The 19,614-nt window shown below is 67.8% G+C and carries 17 protein-coding genes and 2 pseudogenes; 12 read left to right on the top strand and 7 right to left on the bottom strand.

All coding sequences use genetic code 11. The features are described 5' to 3' along the window. The first annotated feature begins 195 nt into the window (after positions 1–195). Genes rfbB through rfbA form a run of 3 tightly spaced genes read left to right on the top strand, consistent with a single transcriptional unit; the run spans position 196 to position 3,028 of the window. Complete coding sequence (rfbB, locus tag LRS10_RS08315) at positions 196–1,245, top strand: dTDP-glucose 4,6-dehydratase (protein ID WP_257836832.1); 1,050 nt, start codon at positions 196–198, stop codon at positions 1,243–1,245. Further along, positions 1,242–2,141 carry a dTDP-4-dehydrorhamnose reductase gene (gene rfbD / locus LRS10_RS08310; protein WP_257836831.1) on the top strand — a complete coding sequence of 300 codons (900 nt, stop codon included), beginning with the start codon at positions 1,242–1,244 and terminating at the stop codon, positions 2,139–2,141. The genes rfbB and rfbD overlap by 4 nt, the downstream gene beginning before the upstream one ends. Beyond that, on the top strand, positions 2,138–3,028 hold the full coding sequence (rfbA, locus tag LRS10_RS08305; protein ID WP_257836830.1) for a glucose-1-phosphate thymidylyltransferase RfbA: 891 nt from the start codon (positions 2,138–2,140) through the stop codon (positions 3,026–3,028). Before rfbD ends, rfbA begins: the two co-directional genes overlap by 4 nt. A gap of 14 nt (positions 3,029–3,042) precedes the next feature. Here the strand turns inward: rfbA and LRS10_RS08300 are convergent, their stop codons facing one another. Next, positions 3,043–4,458 (bottom strand): amino acid permease, encoded by a 1,416-nt coding sequence (locus LRS10_RS08300; protein WP_257836829.1) that lies wholly within the window; start codon positions 4,456–4,458, stop codon positions 3,043–3,045. A gap of 106 nt (positions 4,459–4,564) precedes the next feature. Here LRS10_RS08300 and LRS10_RS08295 point away from each other — a divergent pair, with 106 nt between their 5' ends. Next, positions 4,565–6,319, top strand: a complete 1,755-nt coding sequence (locus tag LRS10_RS08295; protein WP_257836828.1) for a DUF885 family protein — start codon at positions 4,565–4,567, stop codon at positions 6,317–6,319. A gap of 157 nt (positions 6,320–6,476) precedes the next feature. Beyond that, positions 6,477–8,567 (top strand): redoxin family protein, encoded by a 2,091-nt coding sequence (locus tag LRS10_RS08290; protein ID WP_257836827.1) that lies wholly within the window; start codon positions 6,477–6,479, stop codon positions 8,565–8,567. An 80-nt stretch (positions 8,568–8,647) separates the two neighbouring features. Here the strand turns inward: LRS10_RS08290 and LRS10_RS08285 are convergent, their stop codons facing one another. Then, complete coding sequence (locus tag LRS10_RS08285; protein WP_257836826.1) at positions 8,648–9,283, bottom strand: TetR/AcrR family transcriptional regulator; 636 nt, start codon at positions 9,281–9,283, stop codon at positions 8,648–8,650. A gap of 157 nt (positions 9,284–9,440) precedes the next feature. Here LRS10_RS08285 and LRS10_RS08280 point away from each other — a divergent pair, with 157 nt between their 5' ends. The 3 genes and pseudogenes from LRS10_RS08280 to LRS10_RS08270 all read left to right on the top strand — a co-directional run bounded on the left by LRS10_RS08280 (position 9,441) and on the right by LRS10_RS08270 (position 11,717). Then, positions 9,441–10,256: a UDP-2,3-diacylglucosamine diphosphatase gene (locus LRS10_RS08280; protein WP_257836825.1), complete on the top strand. Its 816-nt coding sequence runs from the start codon at positions 9,441–9,443 to the stop codon at positions 10,254–10,256. Between the two features lie 54 nt (positions 10,257–10,310). Then, positions 10,311–10,493, top strand: a pseudogene (locus LRS10_RS08275) (TetR/AcrR family transcriptional regulator); the annotation flags it as partial. 126 nt (positions 10,494–10,619) lie between these two features. Then, the gene (locus LRS10_RS08270; RefSeq protein WP_257839114.1) at positions 10,620–11,717 is read left to right on the top strand and encodes a glycosyltransferase family 1 protein; all 1,098 of its coding nucleotides are present in this window, start codon (positions 10,620–10,622) and stop codon (positions 11,715–11,717) included. A 4-nt stretch (positions 11,718–11,721) separates the two neighbouring features. Here LRS10_RS08270 and LRS10_RS08265 read toward each other — a convergent pair whose 3' ends face one another. Then, positions 11,722–12,927 (bottom strand): OprO/OprP family phosphate-selective porin, encoded by a 1,206-nt coding sequence (locus LRS10_RS08265; protein ID WP_257836824.1) that lies wholly within the window; start codon positions 12,925–12,927, stop codon positions 11,722–11,724. Between the two features lie 177 nt (positions 12,928–13,104). Here LRS10_RS08265 and LRS10_RS08260 point away from each other — a divergent pair, with 177 nt between their 5' ends. The 3 genes from LRS10_RS08260 to LRS10_RS08250 are packed head-to-tail and all read left to right on the top strand — an operon-like array spanning position 13,105 to position 15,232. Then, entirely contained in the window at positions 13,105–13,749 is a 645-nt protein-coding gene (locus LRS10_RS08260; protein WP_257836823.1) for a DUF47 domain-containing protein, read from the top strand. A 12-nt stretch (positions 13,750–13,761) separates the two neighbouring features. Then, positions 13,762–14,778, top strand: a complete 1,017-nt coding sequence (locus tag LRS10_RS08255) for an inorganic phosphate transporter (protein WP_257836822.1) — start codon at positions 13,762–13,764, stop codon at positions 14,776–14,778. Between the two features lies 1 nt (position 14,779). Further along, a complete protein-coding gene (locus LRS10_RS08250; protein WP_257836821.1) occupies positions 14,780–15,232 on the top strand; it encodes an NUDIX hydrolase in 453 nt (150 codons plus the stop codon). Here LRS10_RS08250 and phnE read toward each other — a convergent pair. The 4 genes and pseudogenes from phnE to LRS10_RS25035 all read right to left on the bottom strand — a co-directional run. Continuing rightward, positions 15,229–16,032, bottom strand: coding sequence for a phosphonate ABC transporter, permease protein PhnE (gene phnE / locus LRS10_RS08245; RefSeq protein ID WP_257836820.1), 804 nt, complete (start codon positions 16,030–16,032; stop codon positions 15,229–15,231). The genes LRS10_RS08250 and phnE overlap by 4 nt on opposite strands. A 2-nt stretch (positions 16,033–16,034) precedes the next feature. Further along, positions 16,035–17,048, bottom strand: coding sequence for a phosphate/phosphite/phosphonate ABC transporter substrate-binding protein (phnD, locus tag LRS10_RS08240; RefSeq protein WP_257836819.1), 1,014 nt, complete (start codon positions 17,046–17,048; stop codon positions 16,035–16,037). Beyond that, positions 17,045–17,335 carry a hypothetical protein gene (locus LRS10_RS25040; RefSeq protein ID WP_374571069.1) on the bottom strand — a complete coding sequence of 97 codons (291 nt, stop codon included), beginning with the start codon at positions 17,333–17,335 and terminating at the stop codon, positions 17,045–17,047. Before LRS10_RS25040 ends, phnD begins: the two co-directional genes overlap by 4 nt. A gap of 18 nt (positions 17,336–17,353) precedes the next feature. Further along, positions 17,354–17,736: pseudogene (locus LRS10_RS25035) on the bottom strand (ATP-binding cassette domain-containing protein); the annotation flags it as partial. 526 nt (positions 17,737–18,262) lie between these two features. On the opposite strand from LRS10_RS25035, the gene LRS10_RS08230 reads away from it, so the two are divergent. Then, positions 18,263–19,534 carry a type III PLP-dependent enzyme gene (locus LRS10_RS08230; protein ID WP_257836818.1) on the top strand — a complete coding sequence of 424 codons (1,272 nt, stop codon included), beginning with the start codon at positions 18,263–18,265 and terminating at the stop codon, positions 19,532–19,534. Positions 19,535–19,614 lie beyond the last annotated feature (80 nt).

Raw genomic sequence — 19,614 nt, 5'->3', positions numbered from 1 at the left:
GGCAATCCCGCGATCCATACCGATATTGCGGAAAATGACCGCGATTCGCCCGACTGCGGCGGAACACCGCGCGGCCGCCGTCGGGCGGGGCCGGGGTTGAGCCCCCTGCGTTTCGCTGTAAGTACGGGCTTCCGAGGGGTGAACGTGAGTTCTTGAGCGGCAGGGGCGCCGCGCAGCGAACGTCAGAAAGGCCGCATGAAGATCCTGATCACGGGCGGAGCCGGCTTCATCGGGTCGGCGGTGATCCGCCGGGCGATCCGAGAAGGCCACGAGGTGGTGAACCTCGACGTCCTCACCTATTCCGCCAACCTGGAGAACGTCGCCGAGGTGGAGCGCCACCCGGGGTACGCGTTCGAACAGGCCGACATCTGCGACCGCAGCCGCGTGGAGGCGATCTTCGCCGAGCACCGGCCCGACGCCGTCATGCATCTGGCGGCCGAGAGCCACGTTGACCGCTCGGTCGAGGGACCCATCGACTTCGTTCAGACCAACGTCATGGGCACAGCGGTCCTGCTGGAGGTCGCCCGGGCCTACTGGGCTAAGCTGGACCAGCCTGGCCGGGCCGCCTTCCGCTTCCACCACGTCTCGACCGACGAGGTGTTCGGCGCATTGGGCGAGGACGGGGAGTTCACCGAGGAGACGCCCTACGACCCCACCTCGCCCTACTCGGCGTCCAAAGCCGCCGCCGACCACTTGGTCCGCGCCTGGGGCCGCACGTATGGCCTGCCGGTGGTGATCACCAACTGCTCGAACAACTACGGCCCCTACCAGTTTCCGGAGAAGCTGATCCCGACGGTGATCACCCGGGCGCTGGAGGGCAAGTCGATCCCCGTCTACGGCGACGGCCGTCAGGTCCGCGACTGGCTGCATGTGGACGACCACGCCGACGCCCTGCTGACGGTGCTGCAGAAGGGCCGGCTGCACGAGACCTATGCGATCGGCGGCGACGCCGACCATCGCAACCTCGAGGTCGTCAAGCTGATCTGCGCCGAACTCGACAGGGTCGCGCCGGCCAACACGGCCCACGCCGACAAGATCGAGTTCGTCACGGACCGTCCGGCGCATGACTTCCGCTACGCGATCGACGCCTCGAAGATCGAGCGTGAGCTGGGCTGGACGCCGAAGGTGACCCTGGACCAGGGCCTCGCCGAGACGGTGCGCTGGTACGTCGACAACTACGGCTGGGTGGAGCGCATCCGCGAGCGCGGTTTCCACTCGGAGCGCCTGGGGCTCGTCAAAGGGTGAGTGTCCGCGCCCTGATGTTCGGGACCACCGGGCAACTGGCCCGCGAGGTCCTGAGGCAGGCCGACGCCCACCACGTGAAGCTCACGGCCCTGTCGCGGGCCGAGGCCGACCTGTCCGATCCCGAAGCCTGCGCGAGGCGGGTCGCCGAGCATCGGCCGGACCTCGTCATCCTGGCAGCGGCCTACACCGCGGTGGACCTCGCCGAGACCGAGGGCGTGCTGGCCCGGCGGGTGAACGCCGAGAGCCCGGGCGCCATCGCCCGCGCCTGCGCCTCGGCCGGCGCGGCCCTGGTCCACTTCTCGACGGACTATGTGTTCGACGGGGCCAAGACCTCGCCCTACGCGATCGACGACTCGACCCATCCACTGAACGCCTATGGCGAGACGAAGCTGGAGGGCGAGCGCAAGGTGCTGGACGCGTGTCCGCGGGCGGTGGTGATCCGCACCTCGTGGGTGGTCTCGGCTCACGGCAAAAACTTCGTGAAGACCATGCTGCGCCTCGCGGCCCAGGGGCAGCCCCTCAAGGTGGTGGACGATCAGTTCGGGCGCCCCACCAGCGCCGCCGATCTCGCTGGCTTCATGCTCGCGCAGGCGCGGCGGTGGACCGAGGCGTCGTGCGGCGACCCGGCGTTCGGCCTGCACCACTTCGCCAATGCCGGCGAAACCAGCTGGCGCGGCTTCGCTCAGGGAATCTTCGATCTCGCCCTGGGGCCGCAGGCGCCGGACGTGGGCGGGCAGAAGACGGCCGACCGGCCATCGCCCGCGACCCGACCGCTGCGCGGGGTGCTCGACACCCGTCACACGGAGGCGACCTTCGGCATCCAGATCCGCCCGTGGCGGGAGGCCGTGGCCGAGATCGTCGCCGAACTGCAATCCCAAGAGGCTCAATCCGCATGAGGCGCGGCATCATCCTGGCGGGCGGCGCGGGCACGCGCCTGCACCCGCTGACCCTGGCGGTCTCCAAGCAGCTGCTGCCGGTCTACGACAAGCCGATGATCTACTATCCGCTGTCGGTGCTGATGCTGGCCGGCGTGCGCGAGATCCTGCTCATCACCACGCCCGAGGACCAGCCGGCGTTCCGTCGCCTGCTTGGCGACGGCAGCCAGTTCGGCGTGCGGTTCGAGTACGTCGTTCAGCCGACTCCGGGCGGCCTGGCCGAGGCCTATCTGCTGGGCGAGGATTTCGTCGGCGGCGAGCCCAGCGTGATGATCCTGGGCGACAACATCTTCTTCGGCCAGGGCTTCAGCCAGATGCTCGCCAAGGCCGGCCAACAGACCGACGGCGCCACCGTCTTCGGCTACCCCGTGCACGACCCCGAGCGCTACGGCGTCGTCGAGCTGACGGCCGACCACCGCGCCATCTCCATCGAGGAGAAGCCGGCGAAGCCAAAGTCGCACTACGCGGTCACCGGCCTCTACTTCTACGACGGCCGCGCCAGCGAGATCGCCAAGACCCTCACCCGCTCGGCGCGCGGCGAGCTGGAGATCACCGCCCTAAACCAAGTCTATCTGGAAGAGGGAAAGCTGCAGGTCGAGCTCCTGGGCCGCGGCTTCGCCTGGGAGGACGCCGGGACCCACGACAGCCTGATCCAGGCCGGAGAACTGATCCGCACCTTCGAACAGCGGCAGGGCCTGCGGATCGGCTGCCTGGAGGAGATCGCCTATCAGCAGGGCTGGATCGGCCGCGACGAGCTGATCCGGGTCGCCGACCTGCAGGCCAAGAGCGAATACGGCAAGTACCTGCGCGAGCTCGCCGAGAAGCCGCCCGGCGAGCCCGCGGAATAGGCCTCAGGCGCCGGTCAGCCCTGCAGGGCCAGCCGGCTGCGCGTGCGGGCGTAGACGAGATAGACGACCACGCCCGCTGCGTTCCAGATCAGGAAGTTGCGCATCGTCGACAGCGGCAGGCTGGTGAACAGCCACACGCAGCCCACGATCGCCAGAACGCCCACCAGCGGCCACAGCGGCGTCCGGAACGGTCGCGGCGCGTTCGGCTCGCGCCGGCGCAGGATCATCATGCAGGCCGCGGTGGCGATGAAGGCGACGAGCGTGCCGGCGTTCGCGAGGGCGGCGATCTCGCCTAGCGGAAACGCGCCGGCGATGACTGCAGCCACCACGCCCGTGAAGATGGTCACGAACACGGGCACGCCGCGGCTGGAGACCTTGGCCAGCCCACGCGGCAACAGGCCGTCGCGAGACATGGCGAAGAAGATGCGGCTCTGGCCGAACATGAAGGCCATGATGACCGTCGGCAGGGCCAGGAAGGCGACGACGGCCATCATCCCCGCCGCCAGCGGTTGCCCCAGGGTTCGGAGGACAAGCGCGAGCGGCTCCTCGCTCTTCGCGAGTTCGGCCGCGGGCATGGCGCCGAGCGCGGCGCCCGCGACCAGCATATAGATCACCGTACAGGCCAGCATCGAGCCGACGATGCCGATCGTCAGGTCGCGGCCGGGGTTCTTGGCCTCTTCCGCCGCTGTCGAGATCGCGTCGAAGCCGTAGAAGGCGAAGAAGATGATCGCCGCCGCGGCCGCGACGCCCACGCGCGTGCCGTCGGCGTTCGTCGTCGGCAGGAAGCCGTTCGGCATGAAGGGATGGAAGTTCTGACCGTTGAAGGCCATCCCGGCGACGACGATGAAGACGGCCAGGGCGAGCAGCTTCAGCACGACGAGCGCGAAGTTGACGTTCGCGCTCTCGCGCGTGCCCGCCAGGAGGAGCCCCGCGACGGCCAGGGCGATGAAGACGGCGGGGAGGTTGACGAGGCCGCCCGCGTGCGGCCCGGCGATCAGCGCCTGCGGCAGCTCGAGGCCCGCCTGGTTCTGCAGGAAGCCCACGGCATAGGCGCTCCAGCCCACCGCCACCGCACTGCAGACCACGGTGTATTCGAGGATCAGGCTCCAGCCGACGATCCAGGCCAGGAACTCACCGAGGACGGTGTAGGAGTAGGTATAGGCGCTGCCCGCGGCGGGCATCATGGTGGCCATCTCGGCGTAGGCCAGGGCCGCGCAGGCGCAGACCGCGCCCGCTAGCATGAACGACAGGATCACGCCGGGCCCCGCCAGCCCCGCCCCGACGCCGGTCAGCGTGAGGATGCCGGTGCCGACGATGGCGCCGACGCCAAGGGCCACGAGGTGCGGCCAGCTCAGCGTCCGTCGCAGCGCGTCTCCGCCTTCCGACATCTGCGAGGCGCCCAGCGGCTTGCGGCGCGTGATGAAGCTCATGAAACACCCTCCCGATCGAAGCGGGACCATGCCCAGTGCGCCTCCGCTGGACAAGCCTTGCCGCGATGCGCCAGCTTGGGCGCAAGGATCTTGCGGGGGACTTCCGATGCGCCGACTGATTTCGACCCTGGCCGTGGCGACGGCGCTTCTGGCCTCGCCGGCCGCCGCCGATGATGCGGCGGTCGCCCGGCTGGTCGCCGACTACGAGGCCTTCTGGCTGAAGGAGGACCCGTTCACCGCCGGCCGTCTCGGCGATCGCGCGGCGCTCGCCCGCCTGCCGGATGTCACCCCTGAGGCGGACGCCCGTCGGAAGGCCGCGCTGGAGGGCTTCCGCGCCCGCCTGGCCGCGATCGCGGATGCAGGGCTGACCGACGAGGCGAAGCTGAACCGCGACCTGCTGCGCTGGACGGTCGACTCCAGCCTGGCCCGCATCGCCTTCGATGACGCCCGCATGCCGATCTCGAGCGACGGCGGATTCTTCGACACGCTGGACTACTTCGCCTCGATCACGCCGGTCCGGACCCGCGAGGACGCCCTTGCCTGGATCGGCCGCCTGGAGGCCGCGCCGAGGAACTGGCGGGACAACGTGGCCAACGTCCGCCGTGGCGTGAAGACCGGCTTCACCCAGCCCCGCACGACCACGGAGGCGGTGATCAGGCTGCTGAAGGAACGCCAGGCGACGTCGCCGGCCGAGGATCCGCTGCTGAAACCGCTGGCCAAGCTGCCCGACACCATTCCCGCCGCCGAGCAGGCGCAGCTGCGCGCCCGCGCCCAGGCGGCGGCCGACGCCATGCGTCCCCTGCGCGCCGAGTTCATCGCCTACCTGGAGAAGGACTACCTGCCCGCCGCGCGGAAGGGGCTGGGCGCCCGCACCCTGCCCAACGGCGAGGCCTATTACCGCTTCGTGGTCCGAGACCACACGACCACCGACTTGACGCCGGACCAGATCCACGAGCTCGGCAGGTCCGAGGTGGCCCGCATCCGGGCCCGGATGGAGGTGGTGATGAAGGAGGCCGGCTGGACCGGCGATTTCCCGGGCTTCCTCGCCAAGCTGCGCACGGATCCCCAGTTCTACGCCACGTCGCGCGAGGACCTGCTGGAGAAGGCCTCCGAGATCGCCAAGCGTATCGACGACCAGCTGCCCGGCTGGTTCGGCACGCTGCCGCGCCTGACCTATGGGGTCCGTCCCGTGCCGAGGGAGATCGAGGCAGGCTACACCACCGGCCGCTATTTCCAGGGCAGCCCCGAGCAGGGGGTCGCGGGCGGCTACATGGTCAACACCTACGCCCTGAACCAACGCGCGCTCTACGAGCTGCCGGCGCTCACCGCGCACGAGGCGGTCCCGGGCCACCACCTGCAGATCGCCTTGGCCCAGGAGTTGGAAGGCGTGCCGGCCTTCCGCCGCGAGGGCGGCTACTCCGCCTACGTCGAGGGCTGGGGCCTTTATTCCGAGAAGGTGGCCGGTGAGATGGGGATCTACCGCACGCCCTACGAGCGGTTCGGACAGCTCAGCTATGAGATGTGGCGCGCCTGCCGGCTGGTCGCCGACACCGGTCTGCACTGGAAGGGATGGAGCGTCGATCAGGCCAAGAGCTGCTTCCTGGAGAACAGCGCCCTGTCGCCGCTGAACATCGATGTCGAGGTCGCCCGCTACGTGTCCTGGCCCGGCCAGGCGCTCGCCTATAAGATCGGCGAGCTCACGTACGTGCGGCTGCGCGACAAGGCCAAGACCGCGCTCGGCGACCAGTTCGACATCCGCCGCTTCCACGACGCCGTGCTGCTGGCCGGACCGGTGCCGATGAGCGTGCTGGAAAGCCGCGTCGACACGTGGATCGCGGGCTACGGCGGCCCCGCCTCCTGACGCTGGCGAAGGTTCCTGATCGCCGATCACAATCGGCGCCTGAACGCTGTTCAGAAATATTCGTGCAACGTGGTTCTGCTGCGATAGGGTGCCACCACGAATTCAGGGACCGGACCGAAGCCTCGAAAAGGGGCCGCGGCCTTGGGAGGAGATTGGGATGACGAAGGCACGCATTTCCGTGCTGGGCCTGCTGGCCGGGGCCGGCATGCTCTACGGCTGCGCGACGGACGACCAAGCCGCGAGCGCGCTGACGCACGCGGCGAACGCTTCGGCGATCGAGACCGCTTCGGCCGCCATGCCGGCGACGATCGACAACTTCATGCTGCCGGACGAGACCCTGATGGGTCACGAGCTGTATCGGCTGGCCGACGCCAAGGCGATCGTGATCATCACCCAGGCCAACGGCTGCCCCATTTCGCGCAGCCTCGCGCCGGCGGTGCGTGAGCTGAAGGCGAAGTACGAGGGCAAGGGCGTCGAGTTCCTGATGCTGAACTCCGCCCTGCAGGACAGCCGGGAGGCCATCGCCAAGGAGGCGGCCGAGTACAATTTCGACGTGCCCGTTCTGCTGGATTCCAACCAGCTGGTCGGCGAACAGCTGGGCGTGACCCGCACCGGCGAGTTCTTCGTGATCGATCCGAAGACCTGGAAGGTCGTGTTCCGCGGTCCGCTAGACGACCGTCGCGACTACGGCGTGCAGAAGGCCGTCGCGACCCACAGCTGGACCGCCGACGCCATCGACGCGACGCTGGCCGGGCGTCCCGCCCTGGCCTCGACCAAGGCCTCGCCGGGCTGCCTGATCGACTTCCCCGAGCGGGCGAAGAAGGCTCAACACACCAAGATCTCCTACGCCAACGAAGTGGCCCCGATCCTCGAGGCCAAGTGCGTGAGCTGCCACCAGCCCGGCTCGATCGGGCCGTTCTCGATGACCAGCTACGAGATGGTGAAGGGCTTCTCGCCGATGATCCGCGAGGTGATCCGCACCGACCGGATGCCGCCCTGGAACGCCTCGCCGCACGTCGGCAAGTTCAAGGACGACAAGGACCTGACCAAGGCCGAGATCAAGACCCTGGTGCACTGGATCGAAGCCGGCGCGCCGCGAGGCGATGGTCCCGACCCGCTGGCCAAGCCGCGGCCGCAGGTGGCCGATTGGCCTTTGGGCAAGCCGGACCTGATCCTCGACATCCCGTCCTACAAGATCCCGGCCTCGGGCGTTGTCGACTACCAGCGTCCCTGGGTGGCCAACCCGCTCACCGAGGGCAAGTGGATCAAGGCGTCGACCTACAAGATCGGCTCGCGCCAGGGCGTCCACCACTATCTGTCCGGCTACGTGAAGCCGCAGGACCTGCCGAAGCCGGGCGAGCAGGCGAACGAGATGCGCTGGGGCGCCGGCGTCGGCGGCTACGCCGTGGGCGCGGACTCCACCTTCTGGCCGACCAATGTCGGCACCTACCTGCCCCCGGGCGGCGGCGTGGCCTTCCAGGCCCACTACACGCCCTACGGCAAGGAGGAGCTGGAGAAGTCCCAGATCGGGATCTACTTCTACAAGGACAATGAGCTCCCTGAACTGATGATGCGGAGCACGGTGGTGGTGGACAACACCATCGTCATCCCGGCCGGCGCGGCCCGCCACAAGGAAACCGCCTACGTCGAGTTCCCCAAGGAAGCGCTGCTGTACTCGGCCTTCCCGCACGCCCACTACCGCGGCTACGCCTCGGACCTGTGGATTCACTATCCGGACGGCACGAAGAAGATGCTGCTCTCGATGCCGCGCTACGACTTCAACTGGCAGCGTGAGTACACCTTCGCCGAACCGGTGAAGGTGCCGGCCGGCGCGAAGATCGTCGCCCACTACTGGTACGACAACTCCAAGCGGAACCCGGCCAACCCGGATCCGACCAAGGAGATCGTGTGGGGCGACCAGTCGTTCGAGGAGATGTTCTACACGGCGCTCCGCTACCGCTGGATCGACGAGACCGCCAAGAAACAGGTCGCCTACGACGAGGAAATGAACCAGACCCGCATGCTCGGCATGCTGGACGACAACCTCGACGGCAAGCTGCAGAAGGCCGAGCTGAAAGGCCAGTTCGGCAAGCAGCTGGCGAGCTTCTTCGGCCAGATCGACCGTGACTCGTCCGGCGCCATCGAGAAGGCCGAGCTGGCGGCGGTGCAGCAGATGCTGTTCCAGCGCCGGCGCCAAGCCGAGCAGCAGCAACAGCAGCAGGCGGCCAGCCCCGGCGGACGCCGCTAGGCTTCGGCCACCGACCTAACGGAAAGGCCCCGCGGGCGACCGCGGGGCCTTTTTCGTTCCGTCCCGGCGGAGAGGGCTGGCTACTCGGTCCAGATGTCGTGAATGTCGCCCTTTCGGTTCAGCATGCGCACGGCCCGCTTCACCACCGCGATCAGGCGGTCGCGGCGAGCCGCCTCATCGTAGGTCATGGCGCCCCGCGCAAGGCCTTCCAGCAGGAAACGCCCCAGGTCGCGGCTGGTCTGGAAACGCGGGTCCGCACCGGCCTGGACCATAGCTCCGAAGCGGTCGCCGCCAAGCTGCGCGTGGTCGAAGGCGCTCTGGGCGGTGATCAGGCGCTCGCGCAGCATCGGATCGGTGCGGGCCGCGGCCTCCAGCTCGGCGAAGGCGATGAACGGGGTCTCGTGCAGGAGGGTCCAGTAACTGTCGATGGCATGCTCGGCGGCGTCGACGCCCGGCGGCGGCGAGGCGGCCGCCTGTTCCAGCAGGCGTGCGCGGCTCAGCTCGATATGCGCGATGGCCGCCTCGACCAGCTCCTCCCGGGTCGCGAAGTGATAAAGCATCGCGCCGCGGGTTAGACCGGCGGCGTCGGCGATCACGGCGTTGGTCGCGGCCGCATAGCCGATCTCCGCAAAGAGCCGCATCGCAGCATCCAGGATGCGCGCGCGTGTCCGCTGCGACTTTGGCGTCGCCTTGGCGGGATAGGTTCGGGCGTCCATCGGACCCAATGTTTCGGCGACCTGGGGAGGGTCTGCTCAGCGGGGACAATCCCTAACAGGACAAGGGAAACCAGCGCTACAGTTTCAAGGGGGTTCACGGGACTGACATGCAATCAGCCTAGCGACTGTGCGATCCACGGCCGCAAGGGGCTCAGAGTTGAGCGATCCGGGTCTTCATCGCTTCCGCAGCGTCTTCCTGTCGGACATCCATCTGGGCACGCGCGGTTGCCAGGCGGAGCTCCTGTTGGACTTTATCCGGCACATGGAGTGCGACCAGCTCTACCTGGTCGGCGACATCGTCGACGGCTGGAAGATGAAGTCCGGCTGGTACTGGCCGCAGAGCCACAACGACGTCGTCCAGAAGTTCTTGCGGCTCGCCCGCAAGGGCGTAGCCGTGACCTATATCCCCGGCAACCACGATGATCGCATCCGCGATTTCTGCGGCGTGCACTTCGGCGGTGTCGTGGTCGCCCGCGACGCCATCCACGAAACGGCGGACGGCAAGCGCTTCCTGGTCACCCACGGCGACGAGTTCGACGGGATCGTCCAGCATGCCAAGTGGCTCGCCTTCGTCGGCGACTGGAGCTACCGGGCGATTCTGGCGGCCAACACGCTGACGAACCGGGTCCGGCGCCGGATGGGCTTCGGGTACTGGAGCTTCTCGGCCTTCCTGAAGCAGAGGGTGAAGAACGCCCTGCAGTTCATCGAGAATTTTGAGCAGGCGGTGGCGGCCGAGGCTCGCCGGCGGGGCGTGGACGGGGTCATCTGCGGCCACATCCACAAGGCCGAGATGCGAGAGATCGACGGCATTCAGTACGTCAATGACGGCGACTGGGTCGAGAGCTGTACGGCGCTGGTCGAACACATGGATGGGCGGCTGGAGATCCTGGAATGGGCCCAGCTGCGGTCCTGGTCGGTGATCGACCGCAGGGCCGCGCTTCCCGAGCTCGCGCCAGAGCCCCTGGCGGCCTGAGCCGACACAGCCGTTCGTTGACTTGCCGCCGCAACTCGTGACAGTGGCGCTGCCATGAGGACGCCCTCCGCAAGCCAGCGCGACCGCCAGCGGGAGGAGACACGCGAGCAGATCCTGCGGGCCGTGGGCGCCCAGCTCGAGACGCGCTCCCTCGAGGATCTCAGTTTCGCCGAGATCGCCCGCGACGCCGGTGTCGGCGAGCGCACCGTCTATCGCCACTTCCCCACCAAGGAGGCGCTGCTGGGCGCCTTCTGGGCCTGGATGCAGACCCAGGCGATGGGTGAAGCCGAGCGGATCAAGCCCGACCGCTCGGACCGCCGCCTGCGCGAGGCGATCACCGCCCCGCGCGACGCCCAACGGCCCATGCGGATCCTCCTGGCGACGGACGCCTGGGAGCCGCAGGTCAATGGCGTCGTCCGCACCCTGACGCGCGTGGTTCAGGAACTGCGCGAAATGGGCCACACGGTGGAGGTGATCCACCCGGGGATGTTCAAGACTTTCCCGCTGCCCACCTATGCCGAGATCAAGGTCGCCATCGGCGTCTACGAGCCGGTGCAGGAGCGCTTCAAGGCGTTCGAGCCCGAGGCCATCCACATCGCCACCGAGGGCCCGATCGGGCTGGCGGCGCGGCGGATCTGCGTGGAGTGGAAGCTGCCATTCACCACCAGCTACCACACGCGGTTCCCGGAATACGTCTCGGCCCGCCTGCCGCTGCCGCTGGCCGCCGGCTATGCGTACATGAAGTGGTTCCACAAGCCGTCCGGCCGACTGATGGTGGCGACGCCGACGATGCGGGACGAGCTCACGCGTCACGGCTTCCGCAACATCTCGGCGTGGTCGCGCGGCGTCGATACCGAAACCTTCCGACCCCGGCGCGACGACGAGGCGGACGTTTTCGACGGCTTGGCGCGGCCGGTCTTCCTCTACGTGGGCCGTGTGGCCGTGGAGAAGAACATCGAGGCCTTCCTCAGCCTCGACCTCCCGGGCACGAAGGTGGTCGTGGGCCCCGGCCCGCAACTGGACGAGCTCAAGGCCAAGTACCCGAGCGCGGTGTTCACCGGCTCGAAGTCCGGCCAGGACCTCGCCAACGCCTACGCCTGCGCCGACGTGTTCGTCTTCCCGTCCCTGACCGACACCTTCGGCTTGGTCATTCTCGAAGCGATGGCGTCCGGCACGCCAGTGGCCGCCTATCCGGCGCCGGGCCCCATCGACCTGATCCCGGGCTCGGGCGCCGGCGCCCTCGCCGCCTCGGCCACGGAGGGGCTGCGCGACGCCTGCCTGGAAGCGCTGAAACTCGATCGCAACGGCGTGCGCCGCTTCGCCGAGGGGTTTTCCTGGCGGGCCTGCGCCGAGGACTTCGTGCGCAACCTGCAGCCCTATCCAGAGCCGCAGAAGACCCGCTTCTGGCGGCGACTGCGCAGGCTCGCCCGCGTGCGCCGCCGCCGACCCGAGATCGCCTGAGCGCTTACCAGTCGAACTGGGCGCGAACCTGGAAGGTCTTCACGTCCACATCCGGGAGCGGAGCGCGAAGCCGGTTCTCCGAAGCCGTGTAGTTGGCCATCACCCGCAGGTACGGGTGCAGGTGCCAGTTCGCCCCCAAGGTCCAGCCTTCGTATTCGCCGGAGCTGGGCGTCCCCACATCGGTAAGATCGGCGCGGTCGTAGCGGACCGCCAGTTCCACCGCGCCGGGGCCGCCCTGGGTGACGGGGCGCTTCACCTTCACCCGGCCGAACTGGCCCTGGTCGGCCTGATAGCGGCGGCTCTCGCCGGTCGGGAACCAGCTCGCGAAAACGTACCAGACCTGCACGTCGTCCTCGACGTCGCGGAGCCGCTCGATGTGGGCGTTGGCCCATTCGCCCTGCACGGACCAGGACTTGTGTACGAGCGCGCCTTCCAGGCCGACCTGCGTGTCCCGGACGCCGACGCCGCCGGTGGTGACATAGCGCGAACCGAAGTTGGTGTTGTTGCGCGCGCCGTAGCTGTAGTTCGACTGATCGGCCCGGTCGCGGCGGCGCACCCAGGCGCCGAGATGAGCCTGAGTCGTGTCGGTCAGGACCGGTGCGTAGGTCACCCGTGCGCCGAAGCCGTACTGCTCCTGGGAACCGGTAGGCCGGTCCGACGGCACGCTGGGGTTGTTGATGTTGTCGCCCAGGACGAAGGCGGCGGCGGTCCAGGTCTTGCCGTTCAGCTTGGTCTGCAGGTTGAGGGTGCGGCCGACGCCCAGCACGTCGGTGAACGGCCCGCGCTCCATGAAGGTCGTATAGGTGTCGGACGTCATGTTCTCGAGGGCCACGGTCTTGAAGTGACCCACGGTGAACGTGGCGCCTTCGGCAGGCTTGTACTCGGCGTAGACGTCCTCCCAGTTCGACTGTTCCAGCCCGAAGTCACCCTCGACGACGAAAGAGAGCTTGTCGCCGTAGGAGCCCTGAACGCCGATCCGAGCCATCCGCACGCGGCCATCGTCCAGGTTCTCGTCCGCCCCGCCCGAACGGTCCACGTCCTGCCAGACCTGGTCGAGGAAAAGGCGGCCGCGCGGCTTGATCTTCAGCTCTCCGAACTGGAACTCGGGCGCACCCTTGTAGGCCCTGGTTTCCGCCTGCGCGCCGGCGGCGCCCAGCGACAGCGCCAGGCCGGCGGCCGCGGCCAGAGAAATGGTCCTGGGTCTGAACATCGTTGAGCGGGCTCCGGGCTGCGGCGGAAGGTGCGACGGTAAGAGCAAGTTTCGACGACGATGGCGCGTCAGTTCGATGAAGCTCTTGTGACGGAGGCGGTGGCGCCCGACACGTGGCCGATGTAGAGGCGTCCGTCCGTACACGGCGTTTTGGCCTGCGGCTTGGGGGAGCTTGCAATGCTGAGCTGGTTCAACGCGATCATGCCCAAGGAGGGCGGCTTCTACGACCTCTTCGAGGCGCACGCGAAGACCATCTGCGACGGCGCCGGCGCGCTGCGCGAGTTGCTGGACGGCGGACCGCGGGTGCCGGAGCTCTGCGCCCAGGTCGCCCGGCATGAGGAAGCGGCCGACGAGGTGACGCGGCAGGTGATGCTGGAGGTGCGCCGCACGTTCATCACCCCCTTCGACCGCAGCGACATCCGCAACCTGATCGGCTCGATGGATGATGCGGTCGATCAGATGCACAAGACCGCCAAGGCCGTGACGCTTTTCGAGGTGCGCGCCTTCGAGCCCGACATGATTCGGCTGGGCGATGTCATCGTCCGCACCGCGCAACTCACGTCGGAGGCCGTGCCGCTGCTGCGCCAGATGAAGGCCAATGCCTCGAAGCTGAACAGCATAACCGAGGAAATCACCCGCCTCGAGGAACAGTCGGACCACCTCTACGACGACGGCATGAAGGCGCTGTACCGCGGCCCGGCCCGCGAGGACGCTATGGCGTTCATCGTCGGGGGCGAGATCTACGACCACCTCGAGAAGGTGGTCGACCGCTTGGAAGACGTGGCCAACCGGATCAGCGGCGTGCTGATCGAACACCTCTAAGAGGCAGGCCCCGTGGACATCGGCGGCGTGAGCCTGATCCTGGTCTTCCTGATCGGGGTCGCCCTGATCTTCGACTTCCTGAACGGCCTGCACGATGCGGCCAACTCCATCGCGACCATCGTTTCGACACGCGTGCTCTCGGCGCGCTGGGCCGTCATCTGGGCCGCGTTCTTCAATTTCATCGCCTTCCTGTTCTTCGGCCTTCACGTTGCGAACACCATCGGCAAGGGCATCCTGAGCCCCGGGATCATCTCGGACGCGGTGATCTTCGGCGCTTTGGGCGGAGCCATCTTCTGGAACGTCCTGACCTGGTTGCTGGGCATCCCGTCCTCGAGCTCCCACGCGCTTATCGGCGGACTGCTGGGCGCCGGGATAGCCAAGGCCGGGCTCGACCCAATCGTCTGGTCGGGCGTGCTGAAGACGATGTCCGGCATCGTCATCTCGCCGGCCCTGGGCTTCGCCCTGGCCCTGCTGCTGGTGCTGCTGGCGTCGTGGTCTTTCGTGAAAGCCACGCCGGCGTTCGCCGACGGCGTCTTCCGCAAGCTGCAGTTCGTGTCGGCCGCGATGTTCTCGCTGGGACACGGCGGCAACGATGCGCAAAAGACCATGGGGATCATCGCCGTGCTTCTCTATTCGCACGGGCACTTGGGCGGCGAGTTCCACGTGCCCTTCTGGGTGGTGATCACCTGTCAGGCGGCGCTGGGCCTGGGCACCCTTTTCGGCGGCTGGCGCATCGTTCACACCATGGGCTCGAAGATCACAAAGCTGACGCCGCAGCAGGGCTTCTGCGCCGAAACCGGGGGCGCCGTCGCGCTGTTCTTCTTCACCAACCTGGGCATTCCGGTGTCGACCACACACACCATCACAGGCTCCATCGTCGGTGTCGGCGCCGCCCGTCGAGTGTCAGCCGTGCGCTGGGGCGTGGCCAAGAACATCGTCTGGGCCTGGATCGTAACAATTCCGATGGCCGGGCTGACGGGCGCTCTGTTCTACTGGCTGGCCCGCTTCGTGGATCGGACCTTCGGCTAGAATGGACAAGACCGCCGACCGCTTGCGCCCCGAGCCCGACCGCGAGCCGAAGACGCAGTACGCCGCCTTGCCCTGGCGACGCTCCGAGAGCGGCGTCGAGGTCTTGCTCATCACCTCGCGTGAAACGAAGCGTTGGGTGATCCCGAAGGGGTGGCCGATCAAGAAACTGAAACCGGCGGATTCTGCGGCGCAGGAGGCGCTGGAGGAGGCTGGTGTGGTCGGTCCGATGAGCCGCAAGGCCATCGGCGTCTACCACTACGACAAGCGCCTGCGCAGCGGCAGGACCCAGCACGTGCGGGTCTTCGTCTATGGACTTGAGGCGGCCGAACTCAAGGCCGAATGGCCGGAAAAGGACCAGCGGGAGCGCCGATGGACGACGCCCGCCTTCGCAGCCGAACTCGTCGAAGAGAAGGAGCTGAAGAAGCTCCTCGCCGCCTTCGAGCCGAAGTCCTAGAGCAGCCGGCTGCGCATCGCCTGCGACAGCAGGTCGATCAGAGACACGGCCACGATGATCACGATCACGATCGCCGACAGTTGGTGGTAGGCGAAGCCGTTGATGCTGTCGAAGAGCAGCCGGCCGATGCCACCGGCGCCGATCAGGCCCAGCACCGTGGCCGAACGCGAATTGGATTCGAAGCGGTACAGCGCATAGCTGGTCCAGAGCGGGGCCACCTGCGGGATCACGCCCCAGATGATCTCGTGCAGCTTGCCGGCCCCGGTGGCGCGCACGCCCTCGACTGGTCCCTTGTCGATCGACTCGACCGCCTCGGAGAACAGCTTGGCGAGCACCGCACCGGTGTTGATGGCCAGGGCCATGACGCCCGCGAACGGGCCGAGGCCCACGGCCACCAGGAACAGGGTGCCCAGCACCAGGTCGGGGATCGACCGCAGGAAATTCATCAGCAGCCGCATCGGCTGCTGCAGCCAGACCGGCGAGATGTTGCGCGAGCAGGCCAAGCCGAACGGCACGGCGGCGATCACGGCCAGGGCTGTGCCCCAGAGCGCGATCTGGATGGTCAGCCACATCTGCGCGACATAGGTCCGCCACTCGGTGAAGTCGGGCCGAAGCAGATCGGCGCCGTAGAGGCGCATGTTCTCGGAGTTGGTGAACAGCCGGGTGAAGTTGCTCACCTCGACCGGCTTGAAGCTGATCATCAGCAGCACGATCACCGCGCCCCAGACCAGCAGGTCGGGGCCGCGCTGCACCAGGCTGCGGGTGGGTGGCGGCGGAACCGCGGGAGAGGCTGCGGTCATGTCTACTGGGCCGGGGCCGTCGCGCGGCGTTGGGCGGCGGCGGCAGTGATCTTGTCGAAGTTCGCCTGCGCCTTGGCGATCCGACCCTGGTCGCCCGAGCGGCGGGCTTCGGCCAGTGCTTCGGCGGCTTCCATCTCCCGGACCGGATCGAGGTAGCCGTCGTCGGCGGCGCGGAAGCCGCCGTAGGCCAATCCCTGGAGGACCTTGCGCTGCTTCTCGCCGACCTCATCGGCGCCCGTGCCATAGGTCAGGAAGAATTGGCGGATCTTCTCCTTGAGCGCGGGGTCGAGGTCCTTGCGGACGACGATCGAGCTTTCCGGCAGCGGCGGGCTCTCCCAGATCACCTCGATACGCTCGGCGATCTCGGGCTTTTGGCGGCGGTTGAACAGCAGGCCGACGGTGTTGTTGGTGGCCACGTCGAGCACGCCGGTGCCGACCGACAGAACGTTGGCCTCGTGGCTGGCCGAGCGGACCGCCTTGAAGCACTTGGCCGGGTCGATGTTGCGGGGCGTGAACAGATAGGCCATCGGCGCGAGCGTGCCCGAGGTCGACTGGGCGTCGCCGATGCCGAAGTTCAGGCTGCGGTCGCACTGCAGCACCTTGTCGAGGGTGACACCGCTGCCCTTGCGGGTGATCAGCACGGACTTGTAGGTGCCCTCGCCGCTGGCGTCGACGACGCGGCCCAGCACCTCGCCATTGGCCCGCTCGGTCGCGCGCAGCGCCGGCGCCGCCGAGAACCAGCCCATCTGCACCTGGTTGAAGCGCATCGCCTCAACCATGGCCGTATAGTTGGAGATGAAGAACGGCTTCACCGGCACGCCCAGCTGAGCCGACATGTCATCGAGCAGCGGCTGCCATAGCGGCGCCATCGACGCCTGGCCCTCGGCCGGCAGGATGGCGAAGGTGAGCTCCTTCGGCGTGCCGCCAGGAGCCTGGGCCGTGTCCTTGTTGTCGCCGCAGCCGGCGAGCGCGAGCGTCGCCATCAGGGCGGCGCCGATCAGGGTGCGGCGGATCATTGGGGCGCTCCTTCCCAGAAGACGTCCTCGAATTCGGGGCCGTAGATTTCAACGAGGCGCGGCTTGTCGAGGCCGCTGGGCGGGCCGTCATACACGACCTTGCCCGCTTTCAGGGCGACGACCCGCTCGCAATAGCGCAGCGCGTAGTCCACCTGGTGCAGGGTGACGATGACGGTGAGGCCATCCGAAGCATTGAGTTCCCGCAGGATCTCCATGACGCGGCGGGCCGACACCGGGTCCAGCGAGGCCACCGGCTCGTCAGCGAGGATGATCTTGGCCTTCTGCACCAGGGCCCGCGCGATCGCGCCGCGCTGCTGCTGCCCCCCGACAGCGTGTTGGCGCGCTGGCCGGCGTAGTCGGCGAGACCAAAGCGATGAAGCGCGGCCATAACCGCCTGCTTGGTCTCGGCCGGCCAGAGGCCGAGCAGCCCTTGGATCACGCCGATGCGGCCCAGCGATCCCAGGGCGACGTTGGTGAACAGCGTCAGGCGACCGACGAGGTTGAACTGCTGGAAGATCATGCCGATGCGGGTGCGCACCCTGCGTACGCCGCCGCTGACCCGTCCGTTCTCCTGCACCGGAGAGTCGAAGGCCGTGATCTTCCCCCCGTTGTCGATTGTCTGCAGGGCGCTGATCGAGCGCAGCAGGGTCGACTTGCCCGAGCCTGACGGCCCGATCAGGGCGATCATCTCGCCCTTGCGAACCTCCAGGGAGACCCCGTCGAGCGCAAGGCGCTGACCGAAGGTCTTGGAGGCGTTCCGTATCGACAGAACGGCGGCTTCGGTCATCAGAAGGTAGTGCTTTCCCCGTGGCGGCGGCGCAGGTGGGCGGGACCACTCGTCCGCGCCAGCCTGCGTGGCGCTACATGGCATGGCCGCCGGGCCGCGGTCCAGCCGGCAACGCATGCGATGTCGCCGCAGAGGCTTCCGTGGAACTCGAGGCCCAAAAGTCTAGCAGAAACAGGAGGCCGCGACGCCGGCCTGCGGGCGCGACCCGAACTTCCCCGGCGCTCACCTTGATCTCTACTGGAAGCGTGAGGCCCTATTAAGCACCTCGCGAGACCCGCGTTCGGTATAGCGACCGCCCGTCGCACGTCCTTCGCACTTTACATCGGGGTCAATCGCCCCTATTTGCGCGGCTTCCGGCGGACCCGAAGTCCTAAAAAGCGCTGCTAACGCCGGTCTGGGTTCAACAATCCGTTGGGGGTTGCGTGAGGTGCAGACGTACCATACGCCCCTGGACCTGGTCCGCGAGCGGTCCCCGGAGCGTCCTGTCGCCCTTGTGCGACCGGGCGTGGTGGCCGTAGCGGCGCGCTGGTTCCAGGACAGTTTTCAAGGCGACGTTTTCTACGCTGTTAAGGCGAACCCTTCGCCGTGGGTCATCGAGACCCTCGCGCAGAGCGGCGTGAATTCGTTCGATGTGGCCTCGGTCCCCGAGATCGAGCTGGTGGCCCAGCATGCGCCGGGCTCGCGCATGGCGTTCATGCACCCGGTGAAGAGCCGGCGCGCGATCGCTCAGGCCTACTTCGACCACGGCGTGAAGACTTTCGCGCTCGACACCCATGAGGAGCTCCAGAAGATCCTGGAGGCGACGGGCGGCGCAGACGACCTGTCGCTGATTGTCCGGCTGGGCGTCCAGGCGGAAGGCGCGTCCTACTCGCTGTCGGGCAAGTTCGGCGTCGACATGTGGGAGGCTCCCAGCCTCCTGCTGGCCGCGCGCCGCGCGACCCAGGACCGCATGGGCGTCAGCTTCCACGTGGGCAGCCAATGCATGCGCCCCACCGCCTACCAGGCGGCCATGGCCCAGGCGAACCGCGCCATCGTGCGCGCCGGCGTCATGGTCGATGTGGTGGACGTGGGCGGCGGCTTCCCGTCGGTCTATCCCGGCATGATCCCGCCGGACATGAGCGACTACGCCGACAGCATCCATCGCGGTTTCGCCGAGATGAACGTGCACGAGGACACCGAGCTGTGGTGCGAACCCGGCCGGGCCCTGGTGGCCGAGTCGACGTCGATCCTGACGAAGGTCGAGCTGCGCAAGAACGACGCGCTGTACCTCAATGACGGCAGCTACGGCTCGCTGTTCGATGCGGCGCACGTGAAGTGGCCCTTCCCGGTGAAGCTGTTCCGGGGAGAAGGCGACGCGGCGCAGGAAGTGGAAGGGCCGCTGAAGCCGTTCCGTTTCTACGGTCCGACCTGCGACAGCCTGGACCACATGCCGGGGCCGTTCTGGTTGCCGGAAGACATCCAGGAAGGCGATTACGTCGAGATCGGCATGCTCGGCGCCTACGGTGTGGCGATGAACACCCGCTTCAACGGCTTCGGCGACGCCGAGACGGTCGAGGTGGGCGACGCCCCCATGGCGTCGATGTTCGGCCTCGCCGGACGCAACATCCGCCTGCCGCGTGAGCGTCAGGAGGAAGAGCGCAAGGTCGTCCGCCTGTCGCGTCCCAAGGGCGCGGCCGGCAAGAAGGGCCGCAAGCGGTAACAACCCGCAGGGTTCAAGTGTTATAGGCGCGGCCGGTCGCTCCGTCCCGGTCGCGCCTTTCCTTTTGACGACGGGCGATC

Source organism: Phenylobacterium sp. J426 (genome assembly GCF_024699945.1).
Lineage (GTDB): Bacteria > Pseudomonadota > Alphaproteobacteria > Caulobacterales > Caulobacteraceae > Phenylobacterium.
Note: the sequence above shows the minus strand (reverse complement) of the source record. Positions and strands in the feature narration are given on the sequence as shown.

Coding starts and splice junctions, on each gene's coding strand:
- rfbB (WP_257836832.1), top strand. CDS start 196: ATGAAGATCCTGATCACGGGCGGAGCCGGCTTCATCGGGTCGGCGGTG.
- rfbA (WP_257836830.1), top strand. CDS start 2,138: ATGAGGCGCGGCATCATCCTGGCGGGCGGCGCGGGCACGCGCCTGCAC.
- LRS10_RS08300 (WP_257836829.1), bottom strand. CDS start 4,458: ATGAGCTTCATCACGCGCCGCAAGCCGCTGGGCGCCTCGCAGATGTCG.
- LRS10_RS08295 (WP_257836828.1), top strand. CDS start 4,565: ATGCGCCGACTGATTTCGACCCTGGCCGTGGCGACGGCGCTTCTGGCC.
- LRS10_RS08290 (WP_257836827.1), top strand. CDS start 6,477: ATGACGAAGGCACGCATTTCCGTGCTGGGCCTGCTGGCCGGGGCCGGC.
- LRS10_RS08285 (WP_257836826.1), bottom strand. CDS start 9,283: ATGGACGCCCGAACCTATCCCGCCAAGGCGACGCCAAAGTCGCAGCGG.
- LRS10_RS08270 (WP_257839114.1), top strand. CDS start 10,620: ATGCGGATCCTCCTGGCGACGGACGCCTGGGAGCCGCAGGTCAATGGC.
- LRS10_RS08265 (WP_257836824.1), bottom strand. CDS start 12,927: ATGTTCAGACCCAGGACCATTTCTCTGGCCGCGGCCGCCGGCCTGGCG.
- LRS10_RS08260 (WP_257836823.1), top strand. CDS start 13,105: ATGCTGAGCTGGTTCAACGCGATCATGCCCAAGGAGGGCGGCTTCTAC.
- LRS10_RS08250 (WP_257836821.1), top strand. CDS start 14,780: ATGGACAAGACCGCCGACCGCTTGCGCCCCGAGCCCGACCGCGAGCCG.
- phnE (WP_257836820.1), bottom strand. CDS start 16,032: ATGACCGCAGCCTCTCCCGCGGTTCCGCCGCCACCCACCCGCAGCCTG.
- phnD (WP_257836819.1), bottom strand. CDS start 17,048: ATGATCCGCCGCACCCTGATCGGCGCCGCCCTGATGGCGACGCTCGCG.